Origin of the sequence: Mycobacteroides immunogenum (assembly GCF_001605725.1) — a bacterium.
GTDB lineage: Bacteria > Actinomycetota > Actinomycetes > Mycobacteriales > Mycobacteriaceae > Mycobacterium > Mycobacterium immunogenum.
In genome coordinates this window covers 2,063,090-2,084,720 of the sequence record NZ_CP011530.1, presented here as the reverse complement: position 1 = coordinate 2,084,720, position 21,631 = coordinate 2,063,090, and the positions used below count along the sequence as shown (strand labels likewise).

General features: G+C 65.1%; 18 protein-coding genes. 6 read left to right on the top strand and 12 right to left on the bottom strand.

Going from position 1 to position 21,631, the window contains the following annotated elements:
• Positions 1-216: 216 nt before the first annotated feature.
• Both ABG82_RS10385 and ABG82_RS10380 read left to right on the top strand, forming a co-directional pair.
• A complete protein-coding gene (locus ABG82_RS10385) occupies positions 217-627 on the top strand; it encodes a DoxX family protein (protein WP_043080345.1) in 411 nt (136 codons plus the stop codon).
• A 34-nt stretch (positions 628-661) separates the two neighbouring features.
• Positions 662-1,087, top strand: coding sequence for a DoxX family protein (locus ABG82_RS10380; protein ID WP_043080346.1), 426 nt, complete (start codon positions 662-664; stop codon positions 1,085-1,087).
• Here the strand turns inward: ABG82_RS10380 and ABG82_RS10375 are convergent.
• Entirely contained in the window at positions 1,071-2,012 is a 942-nt protein-coding gene (locus tag ABG82_RS10375; protein WP_043080353.1) for an endonuclease/exonuclease/phosphatase family protein, read from the bottom strand. The genes ABG82_RS10380 and ABG82_RS10375 overlap by 17 nt on opposite strands.
• Positions 2,013-2,053: 41 nt before the next feature.
• Here ABG82_RS10375 and ABG82_RS10370 point away from each other — a divergent pair, with 41 nt between their 5' ends.
• Positions 2,054-2,557 carry a nuclear transport factor 2 family protein gene (locus ABG82_RS10370; RefSeq protein WP_043080354.1) on the top strand — a complete coding sequence of 168 codons (504 nt, stop codon included), beginning with the start codon at positions 2,054-2,056 and terminating at the stop codon, positions 2,555-2,557.
• A gap of 10 nt (positions 2,558-2,567) precedes the next feature.
• Here the strand turns inward: ABG82_RS10370 and ABG82_RS10365 are convergent, their stop codons facing one another.
• From ABG82_RS10365 to ABG82_RS10350, 4 genes are all read right to left on the bottom strand, one after another.
• Positions 2,568-3,857 (bottom strand): sensor histidine kinase, encoded by a 1,290-nt coding sequence (locus ABG82_RS10365; RefSeq protein ID WP_043080347.1) that lies wholly within the window; start codon positions 3,855-3,857, stop codon positions 2,568-2,570.
• Complete coding sequence (locus ABG82_RS10360) at positions 3,854-4,534, bottom strand: response regulator transcription factor (RefSeq protein ID WP_272937557.1); 681 nt, start codon at positions 4,532-4,534, stop codon at positions 3,854-3,856. Before ABG82_RS10360 ends, ABG82_RS10365 begins: the two co-directional genes overlap by 4 nt.
• 67 nt (positions 4,535-4,601) lie before the next feature.
• Positions 4,602-5,165, bottom strand: a complete 564-nt coding sequence (locus ABG82_RS10355; RefSeq protein ID WP_043080349.1) for a hemophore-related protein — start codon at positions 5,163-5,165, stop codon at positions 4,602-4,604.
• Between the two features lie 145 nt (positions 5,166-5,310).
• Entirely contained in the window at positions 5,311-5,643 is a 333-nt protein-coding gene (locus ABG82_RS10350; protein ID WP_043080350.1) for a hemophore-related protein, read from the bottom strand.
• 337 nt (positions 5,644-5,980) lie between these two features.
• On the opposite strand from ABG82_RS10350, the gene ABG82_RS10345 reads away from it, so the two are divergent.
• Positions 5,981-6,196, top strand: a complete 216-nt coding sequence (locus ABG82_RS10345; protein WP_054173182.1) for a DUF1883 domain-containing protein — start codon at positions 5,981-5,983, stop codon at positions 6,194-6,196.
• 618 nt (positions 6,197-6,814) lie between these two features.
• Here the strand turns inward: ABG82_RS10345 and ABG82_RS10340 are convergent.
• The 5 genes from ABG82_RS10340 to ABG82_RS10320 are packed head-to-tail and all read right to left on the bottom strand — an operon-like array spanning position 6,815 to position 15,641.
• Positions 6,815-9,793 carry a bifunctional [glutamine synthetase] adenylyltransferase/[glutamine synthetase]-adenylyl-L-tyrosine phosphorylase gene (locus ABG82_RS10340; RefSeq protein WP_043079917.1) on the bottom strand — a complete coding sequence of 993 codons (2,979 nt, stop codon included), beginning with the start codon at positions 9,791-9,793 and terminating at the stop codon, positions 6,815-6,817.
• The gene (gene glnA, locus ABG82_RS10335) at positions 9,790-11,130 is read right to left on the bottom strand and encodes a type I glutamate--ammonia ligase (RefSeq protein ID WP_043079916.1); all 1,341 of its coding nucleotides are present in this window, start codon (positions 11,128-11,130) and stop codon (positions 9,790-9,792) included. The genes ABG82_RS10340 and glnA overlap by 4 nt, the downstream gene beginning before the upstream one ends.
• A 19-nt stretch (positions 11,131-11,149) precedes the next feature.
• On the bottom strand, positions 11,150-12,679 hold the full coding sequence (locus tag ABG82_RS10330; RefSeq protein WP_043079915.1) for an alpha/beta hydrolase: 1,530 nt from the start codon (positions 12,677-12,679) through the stop codon (positions 11,150-11,152).
• A 35-nt stretch (positions 12,680-12,714) separates the two neighbouring features.
• Positions 12,715-14,244, bottom strand: a complete 1,530-nt coding sequence (locus tag ABG82_RS10325; protein WP_043079914.1) for an alpha/beta hydrolase — start codon at positions 14,242-14,244, stop codon at positions 12,715-12,717.
• A gap of 23 nt (positions 14,245-14,267) precedes the next feature.
• The gene (locus tag ABG82_RS10320) at positions 14,268-15,641 is read right to left on the bottom strand and encodes a WS/DGAT/MGAT family O-acyltransferase (RefSeq protein WP_043079913.1); all 1,374 of its coding nucleotides are present in this window, start codon (positions 15,639-15,641) and stop codon (positions 14,268-14,270) included.
• 180 nt (positions 15,642-15,821) lie between these two features.
• On the opposite strand from ABG82_RS10320, the gene panB reads away from it, so the two are divergent.
• Positions 15,822-16,667 (top strand): 3-methyl-2-oxobutanoate hydroxymethyltransferase, encoded by an 846-nt coding sequence (gene panB / locus ABG82_RS10315; protein ID WP_043079912.1) that lies wholly within the window; start codon positions 15,822-15,824, stop codon positions 16,665-16,667.
• 10 nt (positions 16,668-16,677) lie between these two features.
• On the opposite strand, the gene ABG82_RS10310 is transcribed toward panB, so the two are convergent.
• Positions 16,678-18,480, bottom strand: a complete 1,803-nt coding sequence (locus ABG82_RS10310) for an AMP-binding protein (RefSeq protein ID WP_043079911.1) — start codon at positions 18,478-18,480, stop codon at positions 16,678-16,680.
• Between the two features lie 260 nt (positions 18,481-18,740).
• Here ABG82_RS10310 and ABG82_RS10305 point away from each other — a divergent pair, with 260 nt between their 5' ends.
• A complete protein-coding gene (locus ABG82_RS10305; protein ID WP_043079910.1) occupies positions 18,741-20,192 on the top strand; it encodes a CYTH and CHAD domain-containing protein in 1,452 nt (483 codons plus the stop codon).
• Here ABG82_RS10305 and ABG82_RS10300 read toward each other — a convergent pair whose 3' ends face one another.
• Positions 20,193-21,617, bottom strand: coding sequence for an RNB domain-containing ribonuclease (locus ABG82_RS10300; RefSeq protein WP_078343498.1), 1,425 nt, complete (start codon positions 21,615-21,617; stop codon positions 20,193-20,195). It lies immediately after the preceding gene.
• Positions 21,618-21,631 lie beyond the last annotated feature (14 nt).

Sequence of the window (21,631 nt, the reverse complement as noted above, 5' to 3'; positions counted from 1 at the left end):
GGGAAACCTCCCGGGGGCCTTGTTGTTTCCCCGGCGGTGTGCCATGGCCCCGACGCCCTCGACACCGGCGTAAATATCGAAATCGGTTACATTTCAGGAAAAATGCCCTGGCTGGTGGGCGAGAAACCTGAGACTACTGGCCGCCGAGACCCTGGTAGAGGCGGTCTCCTGACGGTCGACAGGAATAAAGCGGACCATGGTCCTATTGTTAGGCGCATGGCTCTCACTGAACTCGAAAACAAGCTCACCGGTCTGACTCCGATCGCGCTGTCGGCCTTCCGGATCGTGGTGGGATTTCTGTTCTTCCTGCACGGCACGTCACACCTGTTCGGGTGGCCCCTGGCCTCCTATCTACAGCCGGTCGGCGCGCTGCCGTGGTGGGCCGGAATCATCGAATTCGTTGGCGGAGGGGCGATCTTCCTCGGCATTGGCACCAGATTGGCCGCCTTCGTGACATCTGGCGCGATGGCGGTCGCCTACTTCACCTACCACCAGCCGCAGGGCCTCTTGCCCATCCAGAACAGCGGCGAGGCCGCCGCGCTGTACAGCTGGATCTTCTTCCTGCTGGTGTTCACCGGGGGCGGATCGTTCTCCCTGGACCGATTCGTTACCCGCGCTAAGCGCTAAGTCGTTACGTACGAATTGGTTTAGCATCCTGGCCATGGCCTCTTCCAGCACGTCCAACTCGGTCGCCAAGCTCGACGGCGCCACACCCGTTGCCCTGTCCCTGTTTCGTATCGTCTTCGGATTCCTGTTCACCATTCACGGCACCGCGATCCTGTTCCGCTGGCCCGAATTGACGCCTCCGATGCCGGTATCCGAATCGTGGTCGCTGGGCTGGTGGGCGGGTGCCCTCGAGTTCCTCACCGGCGTCGCGATTCTGTTCGGTGCCGGTACCCGCGCGGCGGCGTTCCTGGCCTCGGGCACCATGGCGGTCGCCTACTTCACCCAGCACCAGCCCACCGGGCTGCTACCGATTCAAAACAACGGCGAGCTGGCCGCCTTGTTCTGCTGGGGCTTTTTCCTGCTGATTTTCACCGGCGGCGGATCGCTGTCCATCGACGCGGCGCTCAAGAAGAAGAATTAGGCACCACCACCGTGGCGATCAGCGCCCGGTGGTCGGTGCCATAGATCTCCTCGGTGCTCACCGCGGTAGCGGTCGCGCCCCGGGTCAGCACATGGTCGATACCGATCAGCCTTGTGTACCAGCGCCCTTCGCGCCAGGTAGGCAGCCACCCGCCGCCGGCCTGGTCCACCGCGTCGGCGAATCCACCGGTAAGGATCTGCCGGAACGCGAAATGGTCGTAGGTGGCGTTAAAATCGCCGCCGACAATGACTTTCACGTCGGAACGTAGCGCATGCAGTTGGCGCCCCATGGTGTCCAATTCGGTGAGCCAGCCCGGTGAGCTCATGTCCTTCTCCGGCGGGCGGGTGTGCGCCGCGACCAGTATGACGGAGCCCACGCCCGGAATCTCCGCCTCTGCCCAAATCTGCCGCATCGCGAAACCCTGATCGTCTTGGTGCACCGGGGTCAACGGATACCGACTCCAGATCCCGGTGCCCAGGGCCAACGGTTCGGCGACGGTGTACGAATACGGAAGGACCGAATCAATACCCGCGGCAACGAGTTTGGTTCGCGCTTCCGGGGTGAGCTCATTAACCGTCACCACGCCTACGTCGTGTTCACGAATCGCGGCCACCACCGCCCCCGCATCGCCGGCACCCACCCGTAGGTTGGTCTGCAGCACCGTCACCGCGGTTCCCTCGGCGGCGCTGTCGGGCAAGTACATCGGCGCGATGGCCAGCGCCTGCAACGCGATCAGCACGACGGCGGTGAGCACACCCCACCACTGCCGCACCGCAAGGAACAGCAACAGCCCTAGCGCCATCAGTAGACAGGTGGGCGGAAAACCGGCGGTCAGCGCGATCAGGGGCGACCAGCTGGACCGCACCCACCGCGAGGCAATTGCCAGGATGGCGAGGATGGACAGCAGCCAGCCCAATGCCCCCACGGCGGTCCGTCCTCGCACCTCAGGGACGGTACCTTATGTTGATGCCATCATTCAGTCGCGCCGAGCTCGAAGAAGCGTTCGCGCAACACCAGGCCACCGTCCATCGCTGCATCGAAACCGGCGATTGGAACCCCTACGCCGAGATGTACACCGAGGACGCCCTCTACATCGAGCACGTGGTGGGCCGACTACACGGCAAAGAGGCGATTCGGCGCTACATCACCGCGGTCATGGCGGAGTTCCCCGGGAACCACATGCCCAGCCTGCCCGCCACCTGGACGGTGTTTGATCCCGAAAAGGGTTGGGTGGTCTGCGAAATCGACAATGTCATGAGCGATCCGGGCGATGGTCAGCACTGGGGCGAGCCGAATTTGACGGTACTGCACTACGCCGGGGACGGGCTGTGGTCGCAGCAGGAGGACGCCTACAACCCCGCCAACATGGTCAAGATGGTGCGGCGCTGGTGCAAGGCGGCCGAGACCTCCGGCAATCTGCCCCAAGAGGCTCGTGAGTGGCTCACCAAATACGGGTCACGCAAAAACTGACTGTCGCTTCTTATTTTGCGGCGATGGTCAGCGTCGCGCGCAGACCACCCAGTGGACTTGAGGACAGCACCACGTCTCCGCCGTGCAACGCGGCCTGCTGCGCGACGAGTGCCAGTCCCAGGCCCAGCCCGCCGGGCTTGGCACCGGGTCCGCGTTCGAATCGCCCGAGCACCCGCTCCCGATCGGCCTCAGGCAGGCCGGTGCCGTCGTCGTCGACCACGATGACCAGCCGGTCATCATGGCGGTTTGCCGACAGCACAATATGTTTGGCGTCGCCGTGGTTGATGGCGTTGCGTACCAGGTTGTCCACGGCCAGCCGCAGCCCGTCCGGCCAGCCCAGCACCACACCGCCGTCGTCGACATTCACGGTGATGTCCGGTGCATCGGTGCGGTGCATCAACGCGTCCCCGGCCACCCGATCCAATAGGTCGGCGATATCTACCAGTTCGCGGTCCTCAAGCCGGGCAAGGTCACCGGAGGCCAACTGGCCGAGCGCGGTGATGGTGGCCTCGACGCGTCGCTGCGCGCGCTGTAGATCTCCGATCACCTCGACGCGCTCATCGTCCGAAAGGTCGTGTGCGCGCAGAGTGTCCAGGTCAGCGCGCATCGCAGTGAGCGGCGTGCGCAGCTCGTGCGCCGCACTGGCGGCGAAATCGCGGGCTGCCAAAAGGGATTTGGTGGTTTCGGACTGCGCCGCCGACACTCGGCCAAGCATGGCGGCCATGGCCTCGGCAAGCTCCTCGGATTCACGGGCGCCGCGCACCGCGGCGACCTGCAGGCCGTCGGTGTCCAACTGGCGGGTCTGGTCGGTGAGCTGGTGCAGCGGCCGCACCGCACGCCCAGCGAACAGCCAGGCGAATCCGCCGGCCAGCAGCATCGACAGCACGCCTAAAGCGATGAACACCGGAATGCCGCGGTGATTGACCAGCACCGTGTCTGAGCGTGTCCCCAGTGAAATCACCGTCTGTTCTTCGGGGTTCTCGATGGTCCGTACCCGGTAGTTCACATCACCGACGGTCACGTTCCTGGTCCCCAACGGCAGGCGGGGTAGTTCGACTCCGCGGAAGATGACCAGCCCGCCGCTCTTGGTGTCCCGCACCGTCAGCACGAAGGTGGTTTCGCCATGGCGGGTGGTGGCCTGTACCGCGTCGGTCAGCATGTCGAGGCGCCGATCAAGTTGTCGAGTATCGTTGCGCACCAAGGCAATCCCGGCGACAATGCCAATCAGGGCAACCACTAGTCCGGCGGCGAGAAACGCCGCGACCGCGACGCGGGTGCGCAGGGACAGCGAGCGTTTCACGGCTCTTCCCGCATCACGTACCCGACTCCCCGGACGGTGTGGATGACCCGGGAGGCTCCCCCGGCTTCCAATTTGCGGCGCAGGTAGCTCACGAAGACATCGGCCACGTTGGTCTCGACGTCAAAGTCGTACCCCCACACCAATTCCAGCAGCCGGGTGCGGCTCAGCACCACGCCGGTGTTCTCGGCCAGCACCACCAGCAGGTCGAACTCGCGCTTGCTGAGTTCGACGCGCTCTCCGTTGACAAAGACCAGCCGGCGCGACGCGTCCACGGTGATCTGTCCGACGGTGATGGCGGACACCGCCATGCCGCCCGCGCCGGCACCGCGACGGCGCAGCAGTGCGCGCAGGCGGGCCACCAGCTCGCCAAGATCGAAGGGTTTCGTCAGATAGTCGTCCGCGCCGGCCTCTAGACCGGCGATCCGATCGTTGACGGTGTCGCGTGCGCTGAGCACGCAGATCGGAATGTCGTTACCGAGGGCCCGTAGTGCGGTAACCACCGCCACGCCGTCGAGCTCGGGCATCTGCACATCGAGCACCAGGGCGTCGGGCTCATCGGCCGCGAGCTGGGTAAGCGCATCGCGGCCATCGACAGCGACCCGGACGTCGAAACCCGAGTGGCGTAGCCCGCGGGCTACCGAGTTCCGAACGTCCGGGTCGTCATCGACCATCAACACCTTGTGACGGGCGGCAGTTTCCTGTGTCATCGCTCCATAAGGCTAAGCCGCCCACCTATGAGTGTTGTTAGACGTCCTGCTGATCAACCACTGCGGCCACGTTCGGCGTGGCCGGCTTGGCCGGGGCGGCCTGCTGGGTGTTGGCAGTTTCGGTGGCCTCCTGGGCCGGCTGCTGCTGCGGCGCGAAGGGGTTCCACGGCTGCTGCGGCTGCTCGGCGGGAGCGTTCTCGGTGGCGGGCTGCTCGGCGGGCACCTGACCTGTCAGTGCGGCGGGAGCGGCCGGGGCGGCGTCATCGGTGTCCGCGCCGCAGCTGTTCTTCAGGCTGGTCAGCGGCTGGCGGATCTTGTCCAGCTCGGCCTTGGCGGCGGGCTGGCCGTCCAGGTAGGTCTTGATGGCCTCGTGACGCTGACCCTCGGGAGCGCCCTTGGCGGCGTTGGTGATTCCGTCGTTGATGGTCGGGTTCTTGTCCAGGTAGCTCGCGACCTGGCTCGACACGGTTGAGTGGGTGCGGGCGAACTCAGCGGCGGTGCACTTGCTCGGAGCCGCGTCGGCAGCGCCGGCGAATGCCAGGGCGCTGGCCACCGCGCCGGCGCCAACGACACCACTGATGACAGCAGAGGTGAACTTCATGGAGTAACTCCTTGTTCAGCGTTACAGCCGACGACGTGCCGGCCCGCCCGGGACGCTATCGAGCGTTGGTTGGACCGTCATGGCCTGAACGTTAAGAAACCATGAGAAGCGTGGGAGGAACTACAGCGATGTAATTCCGCTGCTCCTAGCCCTGCGGCCAGCAGCGATTCTTGAAGTCCTGCACGGGCTGACGGATCGCATCCAGATCGGCCTTGGCCGCCGGATTCGTATCGAGGTAGGCCTGCACGGCCTGGTGCTTGGCCTCTCCGTCCCCAGGGGTGTTCTTGAGAGCATTGCTCATCCCAGCGTTGACGTCCGGATGACGCTCCAGATATTCGGCCCGCTTGGTGTCCGCCACGGCGTCGAGTCGGGCTTCCTCAGAGACGGTGCAATCACCTGGCTTCGCCTGAGCCGGTACCGCGACGCCAAGCGCACCGACGACAACACCGAGACTCAGGACGATCGATGCGTACTTCATGAGTACTCCTTGCAGATCGAATCAGCAGAGACGGATCTTGATCCGCACAGTATGGGACTGACATCCGTGAGCTGTCCTGAACTTCGCGCCGACCGATCGCACAAGCCAAATCACGCCCCTGGTGTGTCTGGTGTGGGGTTCGTAGACTCGGTTTCGCAGCAGCACAACTGTGCCCACATTCGGGACGGGGTGCTGTTTTTTCATGCCGCCCCCCGCTTCGCGGGCGTGCCCTATCTGCCCGCCTCCGCGCGACAAACCCTGACCCGCCACCTCCTTGACGCGCGGGCCATTTCCATTGCGTCATTGCGTCGATCACTAACCACAAGGAGTATTTGTCATGAAAGTTCCATACATGAACCTGGGACAACAACCGGAGGGGACGGTTGTCGAAGTCATCATGCAAGGGGGTGAAGCATTCGTGGAAGTACTCGACGACAACAACCTGGGCCTGCTCACCGACGGACAAGTCCACACCTACTTCGGCCAAAACCTCAACGCAGAACCCCCGTACAACCCTGAAACTCACGTAACTCGGCTCATAATTCAACATTGATAGGCACTGCAATGAAATTTGTTATTGCAATAGCGTGCACAGCAAGTATGCTTTGCGTAATTCCAAACTTCGCACATGCGGATCCTGGTACAGTAGATTTCAACTCTTACTCGTCTGTGCCGGTAGAAAAGTTTTTTAGATACACCCCAAAAAGCGCAGCTCGCACTATTAGCTTCTCAACCCCATACGAAATAAAATGTGTAGTCAGCGCACCGGAAACCACTCTAACCATCAATCAGGGAATTCAATGTTCCGGGCATATCCCTGGCTTGGATAGCGCCCGGGGCTCCGGCCCTGGCGAAGATGCGTGCCTGATTGGGTCCGTGTACCCCCGAGGGCCTCAGTATGAAATTAGCAAGCAAGGGTTCGGCTGCAATTGGAGCTACGAGCACGGAGAAATGCTTAACGTCGGCGAAAAAGTGGCATTTCAAAACGCGACATGCGCCGTGGGCGTTGAGCCGCTGCTTGCATGCACAGACACCACCAGCGGCCCACATGGCTTCGTGCTGCAAGCATCGGGTAGCTACGCCTTTTAGTCGCCTTGTTTGAGCAGCTCGGTACGAGGCGCTGGGCAGGCGGGTGGCTCGGTCCCGGTGGATCCCGCTGTAGCGGTAGCCACTACTCCCCAAACACCCTCTGCACCACGGCCTTTGCCCGCCTAGTCACCCGCAAATAGTTGTCCAGGAACTCGCCGCCGTCGTTGTCGGGCCAACCGGCAGCCGCGGCCACGGTGTTGAGCAGCCGTCCGGGGCCGGGCAGCTGGTCGGTCGGCTTGCCGCGCGCCAGCACCAGCGCGTTGCGCGCGTTGGTCGCGGTCAGCCAGGCCTGGCGCAGCAGCTCGGCATCGTCGGCCTCGATGAGCCCGGCTTCCGCCGCGGCCCGCAGCGTTTGCAGGGTCGAGGTGCTGTGCAGCGACTGGTGCTCGTGTGCGTAACGCAGCTGCAGCAGCTGCACGGTCCATTCCACGTCGGCCAGGCCGCCACGCCCCAGCTTGGTATTGGTATTCGGGTCCGCGCCGCGCGGCAGCCGCTCGGCATCCACCCTCGCCTTGATCCGGCGGATCTCGCGCACCGCGTCCAGGCCGATACCGCCGGCCGGATACCGCGTCTTGTCGATCATGTGCAGGAACCGCAGCCCCAGATCTGCATCTCCGGCGACGCTGTGCGCCCGCAGCAGCGCTTGCACCTCCCATGGCTGCGCCCACTGCGCGTAGTACGCCTCGTAGGCGGCCAGGGTGCGCACCAGCGGTCCGTTGCGACCTTCCGGCCGCAGCCCGGTGTCCACCTGCAGCGGCGGGTCGGTGCTGGGCGCGCCGAGCAGCTTGCCCACCTTCTCGGCAACGGTCGCCGACCACCGGACCGCCTCAGCGTCGGAGGCATCGCCGCGCGCCTCACACACGTAGAGGACATCCGCATCGGACCCGTAACCGAGCTCTCCGCCGCCCAGCCGGCCCATTCCGATGACGGAGATGACGGCGGGCGCCTCCTCCCCCGCCACAATGCTCGCCTTGATCACCGCGTCCAGTGCCGCCTGCAGCACCGCCACCCACACCGAGGTGAGCGCACCACAAACCTCCACCACATCCAGCAGGCCCAGCAGATCCGCCGAGGCCACCCGCGCCAGCTCCCGGCGCCGCAATGACCGTGCCGCCGCGATGGCCCGCTCGGGATCGGCGTGCCGCGCCGATGACGCGATGAGCGCCTTGGCTACCGAAGCTGGATCTGCCTCAAGGAGTTTGGGGCCGTTGGGTCCGTCCGCATACAGCTGGATCACTTCCGGTGCGCGCATGATGAGATCGGGCACATACGCCGAGGTGCCCAAGATCTGCATCAACCGCTTGGCCACCGCGCCCTCATCACGCAGGGTGCGCAGGTACCAGGTTTGGTCGACCAGCGCCTCGCTCACCCGGCGGTAGGCCAGCAGCCCAGCGTCCGGGTCGGGGGTATCCGCCAGCCAGTCCAAAAGCGTTGGCAGCAGGATGGATTGGATACGTCCACGCCGCCCACCCTCTTTGGTCAGCGCAGAGAGGTGACTGAGGGCGTGCTGCGGCTGCTGGTATCCCAGGGCGGCGAGCTGACGCACCGCCGCCTCGTTGGACAGCCCCAGCGCTTCCTTGTCGAACTCGGTCACCGATTCCAGCAGCGGTTGGTAGAACAACTTTGCGTGCAGACGCGACACCCGCAACGCTTGCCGCTTGATCTCGGCGCGCAACACTCCGAGAGCATCGTTTTGCCCGTCGGGACGTACATGCGCCGCCCGGGCCAGCCAGCGCATTGCCTCGGTGTCCTCTGGTGCGGGCAGGGTGTGTGTGCGCTTGAGGCGCTGCAGCTGCAGTCGATGCTCCAGCAGCCGCAAAAATTCATAGGACGCAGTGAGATTGGCGCCGTCGTCACGACCGATGTAGCCCCCGGCCGACAGCACGCTCAGCGCGTCGACAGTCGATGCCACATGCAGCGACTCGTCAGCGCGGCCATGCACCAGCTGCAGCAGCTGCACCGCGAATTCGACGTCACGCAGACCACCGGTGCCCAGTTTGATCTCACGCTCGCGCAGATCGGCGGGCACCAGTGATTCCACCCGGCGGCGCATGGCCTGCACCTCGGGTACGAAATCCTCACGCTCACAAGCGGTCCACACCATGGGCATGAGCGCGTCGATGTACGCCTTACCCAGGTCGGAATCGCCGACGGCGGGACGCGCCTTGAGTAGCGCCTGAAATTCCCAGGTCTTGGCCCAACGGCGGTAGTACGCGACATGCGACTCCAGGGTGCGGACCAGCGCCCCGGCCTTGCCCTCCGGGCGAAGCGCCGCGTCCACCTCGAAGAAGGTGCTGGACCCCACCCGCATCATCTCGCCGGCGACGCGGGTGGTCAGCGAGTCGGCTTCCTCCGCGACAAAGATGACATCGACATCGCTGACGTAATTGAGTTCGCGTGCACCACATTTGCCCATCGCGATGACCGCGAGCCGGGGCGGGGCCTGCCCCTCGGGAACCACAAGTGACACCGCTACTGCCAGCGCCGCCGTCAGCGCGGCATCGGCCAGATCTGACAGGTGCTGTCCCACCACCGGGAACGGCAGCACCGGTTCGTTTTCGACGGTGGCCGCCAGATCAAGCGCGGCCAGCACCAGCAGCCGGTCGCGATAGGCGTCCCGCAGCGCCGAGATGGCGGCGCCCTCCGAGACCGAGGCCCGCCCGTCGACGGCCCCGACTGCTGCCAAAAAGCGTTCTTGCAGAGCCGATTTCGACTCCAGCTGGATGTCTCCGACCAATAGCTGCCAACGATCGGGACGGGCCACCAGATGATCACCGAGTGCCAGCGACGACCCGAGCACCGCCAGCAGCCGCCCCCGCAGCGAGGTGTCGGTGCTCAGCTCCCGATCCAGTGCGGCCCACTGTGGGCCCATCTCCTCGCGCAGCCGGATCAGGGTGAGCAGCGCGGCATCTGCGTCGGGAGAACGCGAGAGCGACCACAGCAGCGGAACGTGCGCCTCGGTGGTCCAACCCAGCTCTTCGAGCAGTGCCGCGGCCCGCGCGTCGACAAGGCCCAGTCGCCCGACGCCGGGGACCTTTGAACGCTCAGAAGATCGAGTCACAGCCCCAAATAGGCCCGCAGCTCGAACGGGGTCACATTACTGCGGTAGCGCGCCCACTCGGCTCTCTTGTTACGCAGGAAGAAGTCGAAGACGTGCTCCCCCAAGGCCTCTGCCACCAGTTCGGAGCCCTCCATGGCGATGAGGGCATTCTCCAGGGTGCTGGGTAGCTCCTTATATCCCATGGCCCGGCGCTCGGCGGCGGTCAGCTGCCACACATCGTCCTCGGCCTCGGGTCCCAGGGTGTAGCCCTGCTCGACGCCGCGCAAACCGGCGGCCAGCAGCACCGCGTAGGTCAGGTACGGGTTGCAGGCCGAATCTGGGCTGCGGACCTCGATACGGCGCGAAGACGACTTGTTGGGCGTGTACATCGGAACCCGCACCAGCGCCGAGCGGTTGGCCGCGCCCCACGATGCCGCCGTGGGCGCCTCGCCGCCCTGCACCAGCCGCTTGTAGGAGTTCACCCACTGGTTGGTGACGGCACTGATCTCGTTGGCGTGCTCCAGGATTCCCGCGATGAACGACTTGCCGACATCGGACAGCTGCAGCGGATCGTCGGGATTGTGGAAGGCGTTGGTGTCGCCCTCGAACAGACTCATGTGGGTGTGCATGGCACTACCGGGGTGGTCGCTGAACGGCTTGGGCATGAACGTGGCATGCACGCCGTCGATGATGGCCACTTCCTTGACCACGTTGCGGAACGTCATCACGTTATCCGCCATGGACAGCGCGTCGGCGTACCGCAGGTCGATCTCCTGCTGGCCGGGTGCGCCCTCATGATGGCTGAATTCCACGGAGATGCCCATGGATTCGAGTGCGTCGATGGCGTGCCGGCGGAAGTTCGGCGCTGCTTCGTGCACGGCCTGGTCGAAGTACCCGGCGTCGTCGGCAGGGATCGGCGCCGAACCATCGTCGGGCATGTTCTTCAGCAAGAAGAACTCGATCTCCGGGTGCACGTAGCAGGAAAAGCCCAAATCGCTTGCCTTGGCGAGCTGGCGGCGCAGCACGTGCCGTGGATCCGACCACGACGGCGATCCGTCGGGCAGCTTGATATCGCAGAACATGCGCGCCGAGTGATGCTTGCCGGCGCTGGTGGTCCAGGGCAGCACCTGGAACGTGGACGGGTCAGGATGCGCCACGGTGTCCGACTCAGAGACACGGGCGAAGCCTTCGATGGACGAGCCGTCGAAGCCGATGCCTTCCTCGAACGCGCCCTCCAGCTCAGCGGGCGCGATGGACACGCTCTTGAGGTAGCCGAGCACGTCGGTGAACCACAGCCGGACAAAACGGATATCGCGTTCTTCCAGCGTGCGCAGCACGAATTCCTTCTGACGATCCATGGGGAGAGTATGCCGCAGGTCAGCAGCGAACGTCTTTAGGAGGCACGGTCCCGTCAACGAAGTAGCGCGTCACCACGTCATCGACGCACGCTTCACCATTGAAGGCGACGGTGTGCTGGGTGCCCTCGTAGCTGATGAGCGATCCGCCCAACTGCCGGGCCAGCGCCACACCCGCCTCGTAGGGCGTCGCCGGGTCATGGGTGGTGGAGATGACGACCACCGGCGGCAGACCGGGTGTCGACGGGGTGTGCGGGGTCGATGTCGGGGGCACCGGCCAGAAGGCGCACAGGTCGCGCGGGGCGTAGCCGGTGAACTGACCGTAACTCGAGAACGGCGCCTGCTCACGCAGCGTCTTGTCGGCCGCCACCCACGGCGCGGAATCCTTCGGCGTGGGTCCGTCGACGCACCGAATCGAATTGAAGGCGTCCTGCAGGTTGTCGTAACGCCCGTGGTCGTCGCGCTCCTGATACTGGTCGGCCAGCCACAGCAGGTCGTCGGGACCGCTGCCATCAACCAATCCGGCCAAGCCCGACGTCAAGTACTTCCAATACCGCGGCGTGTACATCGCCTGGATGGTGCCGGTGATGGCGTCCTGGTAGCTCAGTCCGCGCGGATCGTTGGTCTTGGCCGGCTTGGTCACCAGCGGATCGACCAGCTGGTGGAAGCGCTTCACTGCCTGCGACGGGTCGGCGCCCAGCGGGCACTTGGGGTCCTTGGCGCAATCGGCCGCGTAGTCGTTGAAGGCCACCTGGAATCCGGTCATCTGGCGGACGTTGGACTCCACCGGATCGATTGTCGGATCGATCGCACCGTCCAGGACCATGGTGCGCACGTTCTGCGGGAAGTACTCGGCGTACTGGGTGCCCAGCTCGGTGCCGTAGGAGTACCCCAGGTAGTTCAGCTTGCTGTCGCCGACCACGGCCCTAACGATATCCATATCCCTTGCCGCCGAGGCAGTTCCGGCGTTGGCGAGGAAGTCCAGCCCCATCCGGTTCGCGCATTCGTTGACGTACTGGCGATACACATCCTCGATGTGCGCCACGCCGGCCTGGCTGTAGTCGGCGAGCGGTTCCTTGCGGAAGGCGTCGAACTGCGCGTCGGTCCGGCAGCGCAGGGTCGGCGTGGAGCCGCCGACACCACGCGGGTCGAACCCGACGATGTCGAAGCTCTGCCCTATCGCCGAGTCACCGAGCTTGGCGCCCATGCCGGCGGCCAGATCCACACCCGAACCGCCCGGGCCACCGGGGTTGACCAATAGTGCGCCGACCCGCTTTCCGGAGGCGGGCACCTTGAGCACGGCGAGTTCGGCCACCGTGCCCATCAGCTTGTCGTAGCTGACGGGCACCTTGACCTTGGCGCAGCGCGCGGTCGGGATGCGGCTGGTGTCGGTGACGAAGCCGTCGCAGCCGCCCCAGACCACCTTTTGGTCGTAGAACGCCTGCAGCGACGGGCTCGGAGCGGGCAGCGGCGCGGCGGCCGCCGGGATGGCTGGGACGGCCGCCGTCAACATCAAGAAGATCACTGGCAACGCCCGGCGCATCCGCATCATGGGCCACATCGTGCCATGTCGCGCCCCAAAAGGGATCAGCAGCGGGCGCCTTCGGGCGGAGTCGTGACCTTGATGAGATAGTCCTCGGCCGCCTTGTCGACGCACTGGTTGCCGTCGAACACGATGGTGTGCTTGGTCCCGTCGTAGGTCAGCAAGCCTCCGCCGAGCTGTTTGGCCAGCTCAACACCCGCCTGGTACGGAGTCGCCGGGTCATAGGTGGTGGAAACCACCAGCAGCTTGGGCAGACCCGCGACGTGGATGGGGTGGGGCTTACTGGTCGGCGGTACCGGCCAGAACGCGCACACGCCCAGCGGGGCGTTGCCGGTGAATTCGCCGTAATCCTGGAAGGGCGCCACCTCACGGATGCGGCGGTCTTTCTCGACGGCCTTGGCCCGGTCCTTCTCCGGCGGTTCGTCCACGCAGTTGATGGCGGTCTGCGCGTCCTGCGCGTGGCTGTAGTGACCGTCCTCGTCGCGCTTCATGTAGGCATCGGCGAGCAGCTGCAGGATGTCGCCCGATCCCTCACTGAGCTGACGCAACGCCTTGGTGAAGGCCTCCCACAGCGTGGGCGAGTACATCACCATGATGGTGCCGATGATCGCGTCGCTGTGCGAAAGACCACGACCGTCCTTGGTCTTGGCGGGGTGATCGACCAGCGGGTCGATCATGGCCCGGTAGCGGGCTGTGGCCTGTGCGGGGTCGGTCCCCAGCGGGCAGCTTGGGCTCTTGGCGCAGTCGGCCGCGTAGTTGTCGAAAGCCTTTTGGAATCCCGCGATCTGGTCGATATCGGCCTGCGTGGGATCGGCATTCGGATCGATCACACCGTCGAGGATCAGGGCCCGCACATTCTTGGGGAACTCCTCGGCGTAGGTGGTACCGATCCGGGTTCCGTACGAGTAGCCCAGGTAGGTCAGCTTCTCGTCACCCAGCGCGGCGCGCAGCCGGTCCATGTCCTTGGCGACGTTCACCGTGCCGACATTGGCCAGGAACTCCAGCCCCACCTTGTCGACGCAGCGCTTCACGAAGTCCTTGGAGTCCTGCTCCATGCGGGCCACGCCCTCAGGGCTGTAGTCGGTGTCGTTCTGCGCCCGCAGCCGATCGACGTCCTTGTCCGAGTTGCACTCGATCGCCGGAGTGGAGGCCCCGACACCGCGCGGATCGAATCCGATGAAGTCGAAGCGGTCGCGGATCTCCTTGGGCACCTGCTTGACGATCGCGGTCGCCGCCTCGATACCGGACTGGCCCGGGCCACCGGGGTTCATCAACAGCGACCCGATCCGCTGTCCCTTGGCCGGGTACTTGATGATGGCCAGCCGCGCCTTGGCGCCGTCGGGCTTGGTGTAGTCGACGGGAACCTCCAGTTCCGAGCACACCGTGCTGGCCGGAACCGTGACGTTCTCGGGTGTGAGGCCGTCGCAGTCACCCCAATTGAGGGAGGTTTCCGACGGCCGTGCCGCCATCGCCTCACCCTCGACCGACCGCACACAACCAGAGACGACGGCTACCACCGAGGCAAGAGCCAGTAGCGGCAACAGCCCAGGGCGACCAGGCCCACGCAACATCATGTCAGCCATGTTGCCATGTGAACTCAGATAAGGGCCTTTAGCTCCTGCAGCGCCGCGCCGAAATCGTCGGTCAGGGTGGAAAGGTCCGGCATCAGATCGGGGCACGAAATCAGGCCGACATTGAGCTTGCCGTCCAATGACATCACCGTGACGGTGAGCGCGGCACCGTGAAAGATCGGGCCCAACGGATACATGCTGATCACCTGCGCGCCCAAAAAGTACAGGGGCACTTGCGGTCCCGGCACATTGGAAACCACCAGGTTGTGGATGACCGGGTGCCGGTCGGCGAGCCGGATGCGCGAGTAGACCCGCATCGCGGTGCCGAAAACCGCCGGCGCCGCGAATTGGCTCCAGTCCTGCAGCAGGGTGGCGCCCAGCACCGCCGTGTGATCCTTGGCGATGTTGTTTGCCGCAGCGATGGCTCGAAGCCGCGTCACTGGATCATCAACATTGGTCTCCAGCCGAGAGAACATGCCGGACACCTGGTTTCGGCCGGGGCGATCCGATTTCTCGTGCACCGACACCGGAACCATGGCAACCAAGGAGTTGTCCGGCAGCTCGCCGCGGTCGTCCAGATACTTGCGCAGCGCACCGGCACAGATCGCCATGACGACATCGTTGACCTTGACGCCGAAGTGGTCCTTGACCGCACGGACATCACCCAGATCAAGCTGTGCGTATCCGACGTTGCGACGGCTGGTGATCGTGGAGTTGAACGAGGTGCGCGGCGCCGAGAAGGGTGCCGACATGGCCTCGCCACGCTTGGAGCGCTCCAGCCAGGCCGGAATCACCCCAATCGTCGCGGGCAGCAGCTTGGCGAATTTCAGTGGCCGCGACGCCCATTTGAGGGCTCCCGTCACCGCGATCTCGATGCTGTTGGCGCCGCCGACCCCCGGCGCGGGCTCGGGCGCCTCGGCATCGGGTTCCAGGCCGCACAGTGCCGACATCAGGTTGGCGCCGGTGACACCGTCGACCGACGCGTGATGCATCTTGGTCATGACCACCAGCCGGTTGGTGTCCCCTGTTTCGATGACCCACATCTCCCAGAGTGGCCGCGCACGATCCAGCGGCAGCGAGGCGATGTGCCCGCACATGTCCGCGATCTCGGCCTTGCCGCCGGGCGCGGGCAGACCAACATGGTGCAGGTGGCGGTCGATGTCGAAGTCGTCGTCGTCAACCCACACCGGATGGTCCAGGTTCAGTCGGCTGTCGGCGAGCTTTTCCTTGAAGGACGGGATGCCCTCGACGCGCTCGGCCAGCTTGGATCGCAGTTTTTCGAACGAGTAGCCACCAGGAATGGTTGTGGTGTCTAATTCCAATATCCCGCAGACATGCATGGGCTGAGTGGGTGTTTCCAAGTACAGGAAACTGGCGTCCAGTCCGGAAAGTCGCTGCATGCCGCAGATGCTAGGCGAGCCGGGTAGTGCGGCGTGCCCAAATGCGGGGACTGCCGATGTGACCAAGTCCACGTGTTCGGATATTCATCTCACCGCCACGCGGTGGCAGACTGAACATCGTTAGAAACCCAGGGACCCGGATGGGCCTTGAGGAAATTCGACAGAAAAAGAGACTGCGATATGTCTGAAACCGCCTTGTATGGCGCTGCTTCCGAGACTTCCACGAAGCCTCGTACCAAGACCCGCGTGCACCACTTGCAGAAGTGGAAGGCCGAGGGCCACAAGTGGTCGATGCTCACCGCGTACGACTACTCCACCGCCCGGGTGTTCAACGATGCCGGGATTCCCGTTCTGCTGGTCGGAGATTCGGCCGCGAACGTGGTCTACGGGTACGACACCACCGTGCCGATCACCATCGACGAGCTGATTCCGTTGGTGCGCGGCGTTGTTCGCGGCGCCCCCGAGGCGCTGGTAGTTGCCGATCTGCCCTTCGGTTCCTATGAGGGCGGGGCCGCGCAGGCCCTCGCCAGCGCCACCCGATTCATGAAGGAAGCGGGCGCGCACGCCATCAAACTCGAAGGCGGAGAACGCGTTACCGAACAGATCGCCACGCTCACCGCTTCCGGTATTCCGGTGGTGGCACACATCGGGTTCACCCCGCAGAGCGTTAACGGCCTTGGCGGGTACCGCGTTCAGGGCCGTGATGACGCAGCCGCACAGCTCATCCACGACGCCATCGCTGTCCAGGAGGCCGGAGCCGTCGCCGTGGTGATGGAAATGGTGCCCGCCGAACTGGCCACGCAGATCACCGGCAAGCTCACCATCCCCACCGTCGGTATCGGCGCGGGCCGGGAATGCGACGCTCAGGTGCTGGTGTGGCAGGACATGGCCGGCATGACGGGCGGAAAGACCGCCAAGTTCGTGAAGCAGTTCGGCCAGGTCGGCGCGGAACTGCGCAAGGCCGCCGCGGACTACGCCGACGAGGTGGCGCGCGGGGTGTTCCCCGCTCCCGAGCACTCGTACTAAATCGAGATCGTCAGGAACGCACGCCGAGCTTGTTGTCCAGGTATTCCTGGCGGCAGGCTCGGCGTGCGAGCTTTCCGCTGGTGGTGCGCGGAATCGCGCCCGCCTGAACCAGCTGTACGTCGGCGATGGGCAGGTTGTGACGCCGTGAGACGGCCGCCCGAATGGCATCGATGATGGGCTCCGGCTCGGCGCGGCCCGCACCGGCGGCACGTTCGGACACGATGACCAGCTGCTCCCCAGATCCTTCTGCGGGCACCGAGAATGCCGCCACGAAACCACGGCGCACCGCGGGCGAGGCCTCCTCGACGGTGGCCTCGATGTCCTGCGGGTAGTGGTTGCGGCCGTCGACGATCACCAGGTCCTTGACCCGGCCGGTGATGTAGATCTCGCCGTCGAGGTAGACACCCAGGTCTCCGGTGCGGAACCAGATGGCACCGGGCTCGGTGCCGGTGGCGTGACTGCCGTGGTCGAGCCGGGCCTGCAGTTTGTTACGGAACGAGAAATCCGTTTCCTTGGGCCGGCCCCAGTAACCGCGGCCGATGTTGTCACCGTGCAGCCAGATCTCGCCGACTTCACCGTCGGCCAGCTCGGAATCGGCGTTCGGGTTGACGATCACCGCCCACTGACTGCGCGCGATCTTCCCGCACGACACCTGCGGAACCGCGTTCTCGTCGTCGGCCGCGACACGCACCGCGCGTCCATTGCCCAGCTCGCGGCGGTCCAGATACACCACGGAAGCCTCGGCGTCGGAGGGAATGGTGGAGACGAACAGCGTGGCCTCGGCCATTCCGTAGGACGGCTTGATGGTGGTCGGCGGCAGCCCGTACGGCCCGAAGGCGTCGTTGAACTTGCGGATCGAGGAGATGCTGACGGGTTCGGAGCCGTTGATCAAGCCCGCGACATTGCTCAGATCGAGCTCGTCGCCGTCCTTCGGCAGGCCCCGCTCGGCGGCCAGTTCGAACGCGAAATTCGGTGCGGCGGCAAAGGTTCGGCCCAGATGCCCTTCGGAGGCGAGCTCCCTGATCCACCGACCCGGCCGTCGCACGAACGACACCGGGGACATCAGGGTGATCCGTCCGCCGCACAGCGGGAACAGGATCATCAGCAGGCCCATGTCGTGGTAGAGCGGCAGCCAGCTCACGCTGCGGATGCTGTCGTCCAAACCGACCGAGATGATCATCTGCAGAACATTGGTCATCACCGCGCGGTGAGTGATCTCGACGCCCGCGGGCACCCGGGTCGATCCCGAGGTGTACTGCAAGTAGGCGATGTCATCGGTATCAGGCGTCACCTTGACATAGGTGGCGGCCACCGAATCGGGGACGCTGTCGACGGCAACCACGCGGGGACGGCGGTCACGGGGCAGCCCGCGGACAAATCGGCTGACGGATTCGGCGGCGGCGTTGTTGGTCAGCACGACCGTCGGCTGCGCATCGGTGAGCACCGCGTCGAGCCGTTCGGAATGACCGGGCAGCTCCGGAGCAAACAAGGGGACGGCTATGTTCCCGGCCTCGATGGCGGCGAAGAAACCCACCACATAATCAAGGCCTTGCGGGGCCAGAATGGCCACCCTGTCACCGGGCTTCGTTACTTGCTGGAGCCGTGCCGCCACCGCGCGGGAGCGCTGGCCAAGCTGGGTCCAGTTGAGATCGTTGGGTTCGCCGTCGGAGTTGGTGTTGAAGTCGAGGTAGCGATAGGCGAACGTATCGCCCAACTCTTCGACAACACGTTCGAGGTAGTAGTTGACGGTATAGCCATCGGGCAGGACGATGGCGCCCTTGCCGTTCAGGTACTCCTCAACACGTAACTTCATGGTGACCTCGGTCTAGCTGTGAACACGACTGGCGTCCCATAGGGGGACAATACCGACCAGGCAACACCGACACTCGGCACCACACGCGGTGCGAAGCGAATATCGCGTCCCTATCCGATACCCCGACCTTATGAGAACCCTAAGAGAATCTTAGATTACCCCGTGACAAGTTGTGACCATTGTTTACCTGAATGTGGCACCGTGTCGCGTGCTTGCGCAGCTCAGCATCCCGTCCCTTCGACCGTCAGGGCACATATCTCATGCCATCTCAACACGTCGAGGTCGAGCGGAAGTTCGATGTCACCGACGCGACGATCAACCCCTCCTTCGATGGAATATCCGCCGTCGCGCGCGTGGAACAGCAGCCACAGCAAAATTTGGATGCCGTGTACTTCGACACCCCCGATCAGCGGCTGGCGCAGCACCGCATCACGTTGCGGCGGCGCACCGGTGGCACCGACGCCGGATGGCATCTGAAACTTCCCGCGGGACCGGACACCCGGACCGAGCTGCGTCTCCCCCTCAGCGAGGGCGATGACGCGGTCCCCGAAGAACTGCGGGACACGGTGCTGGCGGTGGTCCGCGAGGACGAACTCGCGCCGGTCGCGCGGATCAGCACCGTGCGCACGGTGTCGCTGCTGATCGGCGCCCAGGGCGAAGAACTCGCGGAATTCTGCGACGACCGCGTCACCTCGGGAGATCTGAGCTGGCGAGAATGGGAGCTGGAGCTGTCGGCACCGGGCCCGGACGGCCCCGATATCGCGCTGTTCGACCGGATCACTGCCCGCCTGCTCGACGCCGGGGCCGCTCACGCCGGACACGGGTCCAAACTGGCCCGGGTTCTGGACGTACCCGAACGGGAGCGCCCCAAGGGCAAGGACTCCATTCAGCGCGCGCTACTCGAACAGCTGGAACAGCTGCAGGGCTGGGATAGGGCGGTCCGGGTGGATACCTATGACTCGGTGCACCAGATGCGCGTCACCATTCGGCGTATCCGCAGCCTGCTGCAGTCCAATCCTGAACGCTTCGGTCTGGACACCAATCAGGAACCACTCGACGAACTCCGACTACTGGCCAACATCCTGGGTGTGGCGCGTGATGCCGAAGTGCTCGCGCAGCGGTATGACGTGGCACTGGCCGAGCTGCCCGAGGCGCTTATCCGCGGCCCGGTGCATGAAAGGCTCGTGGACGCCGCCAAGCAGCGGTACGACGGCGGACTGCGGCGCTCACTGGCGGCGATGCGCAGCCATCGATACTTCCGGCTACTCAATACTCTGGACGAGTTGGTCGCGACGGCCGGACCGGCGTCGGACACCCATCACTCGGACGAGGGCGGGACGCTTGATGCCGCGTACCGCAAGGTGCGCCGTGCGGCACGGGCCGCGGCGCGCGCCGAGGGCGAATATCGCGACGAGGCCCTGCACCGCATCCGCAAGTCGGCCAAGCGGCTGCGCTACGTGGCCAGCGCCGAGGGGGCCAAGAAGATATCCCAGGCGGCCAGGGACATTCAGGAACTACTCGGCGAACATCAGGACAGCACGGTCAGCCGCACCTATCTGGGCACGCAGGCCATCGAGGCACACAGCGCCGGAGAGGACACCTTTACCTACGGGGTGCTGTACCAGCGTGAACATGATGCGGCAGAGGCCACCCGCCGCCAGGTGGAGGCGACGCTCAAGGCCCTCCGCAGGGCAGTGCGCCACAAGAAGTGATCAGCTGCCGTCGGCCGGGAATCCGAACAGCACGGTCCGGGTTTCCGGATTCGCTTCACGCAGCGTGAGTTTGGCGCGCTGACCTTCGGGCGGATCACCTTCACACCGGGCAAGGATCGGCGGATCGGTCACGAAGACCTCCGCCGCCCGCTTCTTCTCGGCGCCCCGCAGCACCGCGGAATCGAAGGTCTGCCCCTGCTGTGGTGCCAGGATGGTGGCCTCGGTGAGATCCACACACGCCTGTTCCACCTTGTTGGCCAACGCATTCGATGTCAGCAATGACGATCTGACGTCGGCCAGGGCCGAGCGTGCCCATTGCGGCACCGGGGTACCGGCGGACAGCGCCAGGCAGATTTCGGTGACAAACCTGTCCCCCAGCCTGCGCAGCGGCGCGGTCACATGCGCATAGGGTGCGGCGATACCGGCATGCAGCGCGGCCTGATCATCGGGGCGTTCACCGTCGAAAACCAGATACGAGGCACCCCGCAGCAGCGTGGTGGCCTGCGTCATCATCGCCAATGTTGTGGTGGCGCAGGGGTCGAGCGCGGCAAGCTGCGCCCCGATTGGAGTGTCGTTCGCCCAGGGCAGTCCGAGGGCCTCGGCGGTGCGGCGCATCCAGCGGCGCACGTCGCCATCCGCCGAGGGCAACGTGCGCAGCATGCCGACGCCGCCGTCGAGCATGATCCGCGCCGCGCAGATCCCGGTGAGCAGTGATATCTGCGCGTTCCAGCCGTCGGTTTCGGTGCGCGCTTCGATGACCAGCTCCCAGTCGCCACCGGCGCCGCGCACCACATCCTGTTCGGGCAGATTCAGTTCGATAGCGCCCCGGGCCAATCCGAGATCTCTTCTCTTGCGGCCAAATTCAGGTAGCGCCGCGATGGCGGGGTGCGGGCGGCCGGCATCCGCCGCGTCTTGGGCCTCCCGGTATGTCAGCTGCCGCACGGACTTGACCAGAGCGCGCTGAACGCTCCAGGTCACCGGGTTCGCGTCGTGGTCGGTTTCGATGCGCCACAGGGCGGCGGGCCGGATCTCGTTGGGCAGCAGGCTCGCCGATCCTTCCGAGAACGCCAGCGGATGCAGCGGCACCGAACCGTCGGGCAGATAGATGGTCTCGCCACGTTCGCGTGCTTCGATGTCCAGCGCGCTGCCGGGTTCGATCTGCGCCGCGACATCGGCGATGGCGTAGTGCAGCAGGTATCCGCCCGCCGTGCGCTCGAGGTGCAGGGCCTGATCGAGATCACGTGATCCGGGCGGATCGATGGTCACCAATCCCAGATCGGTGCGATCGACACGCTCGGCGCGATGGCGATCGACTGCCTGGGCAGCATCGCGCTGGGCCCCCGGACTGAAGTCGGTGGGCAACCCGAACTCCGCACGAATGCCGTCGAAACTGAGGTCGCGAGCAACCAGCCGCTTCAGCGTCACCGGTTCAGGGTAAG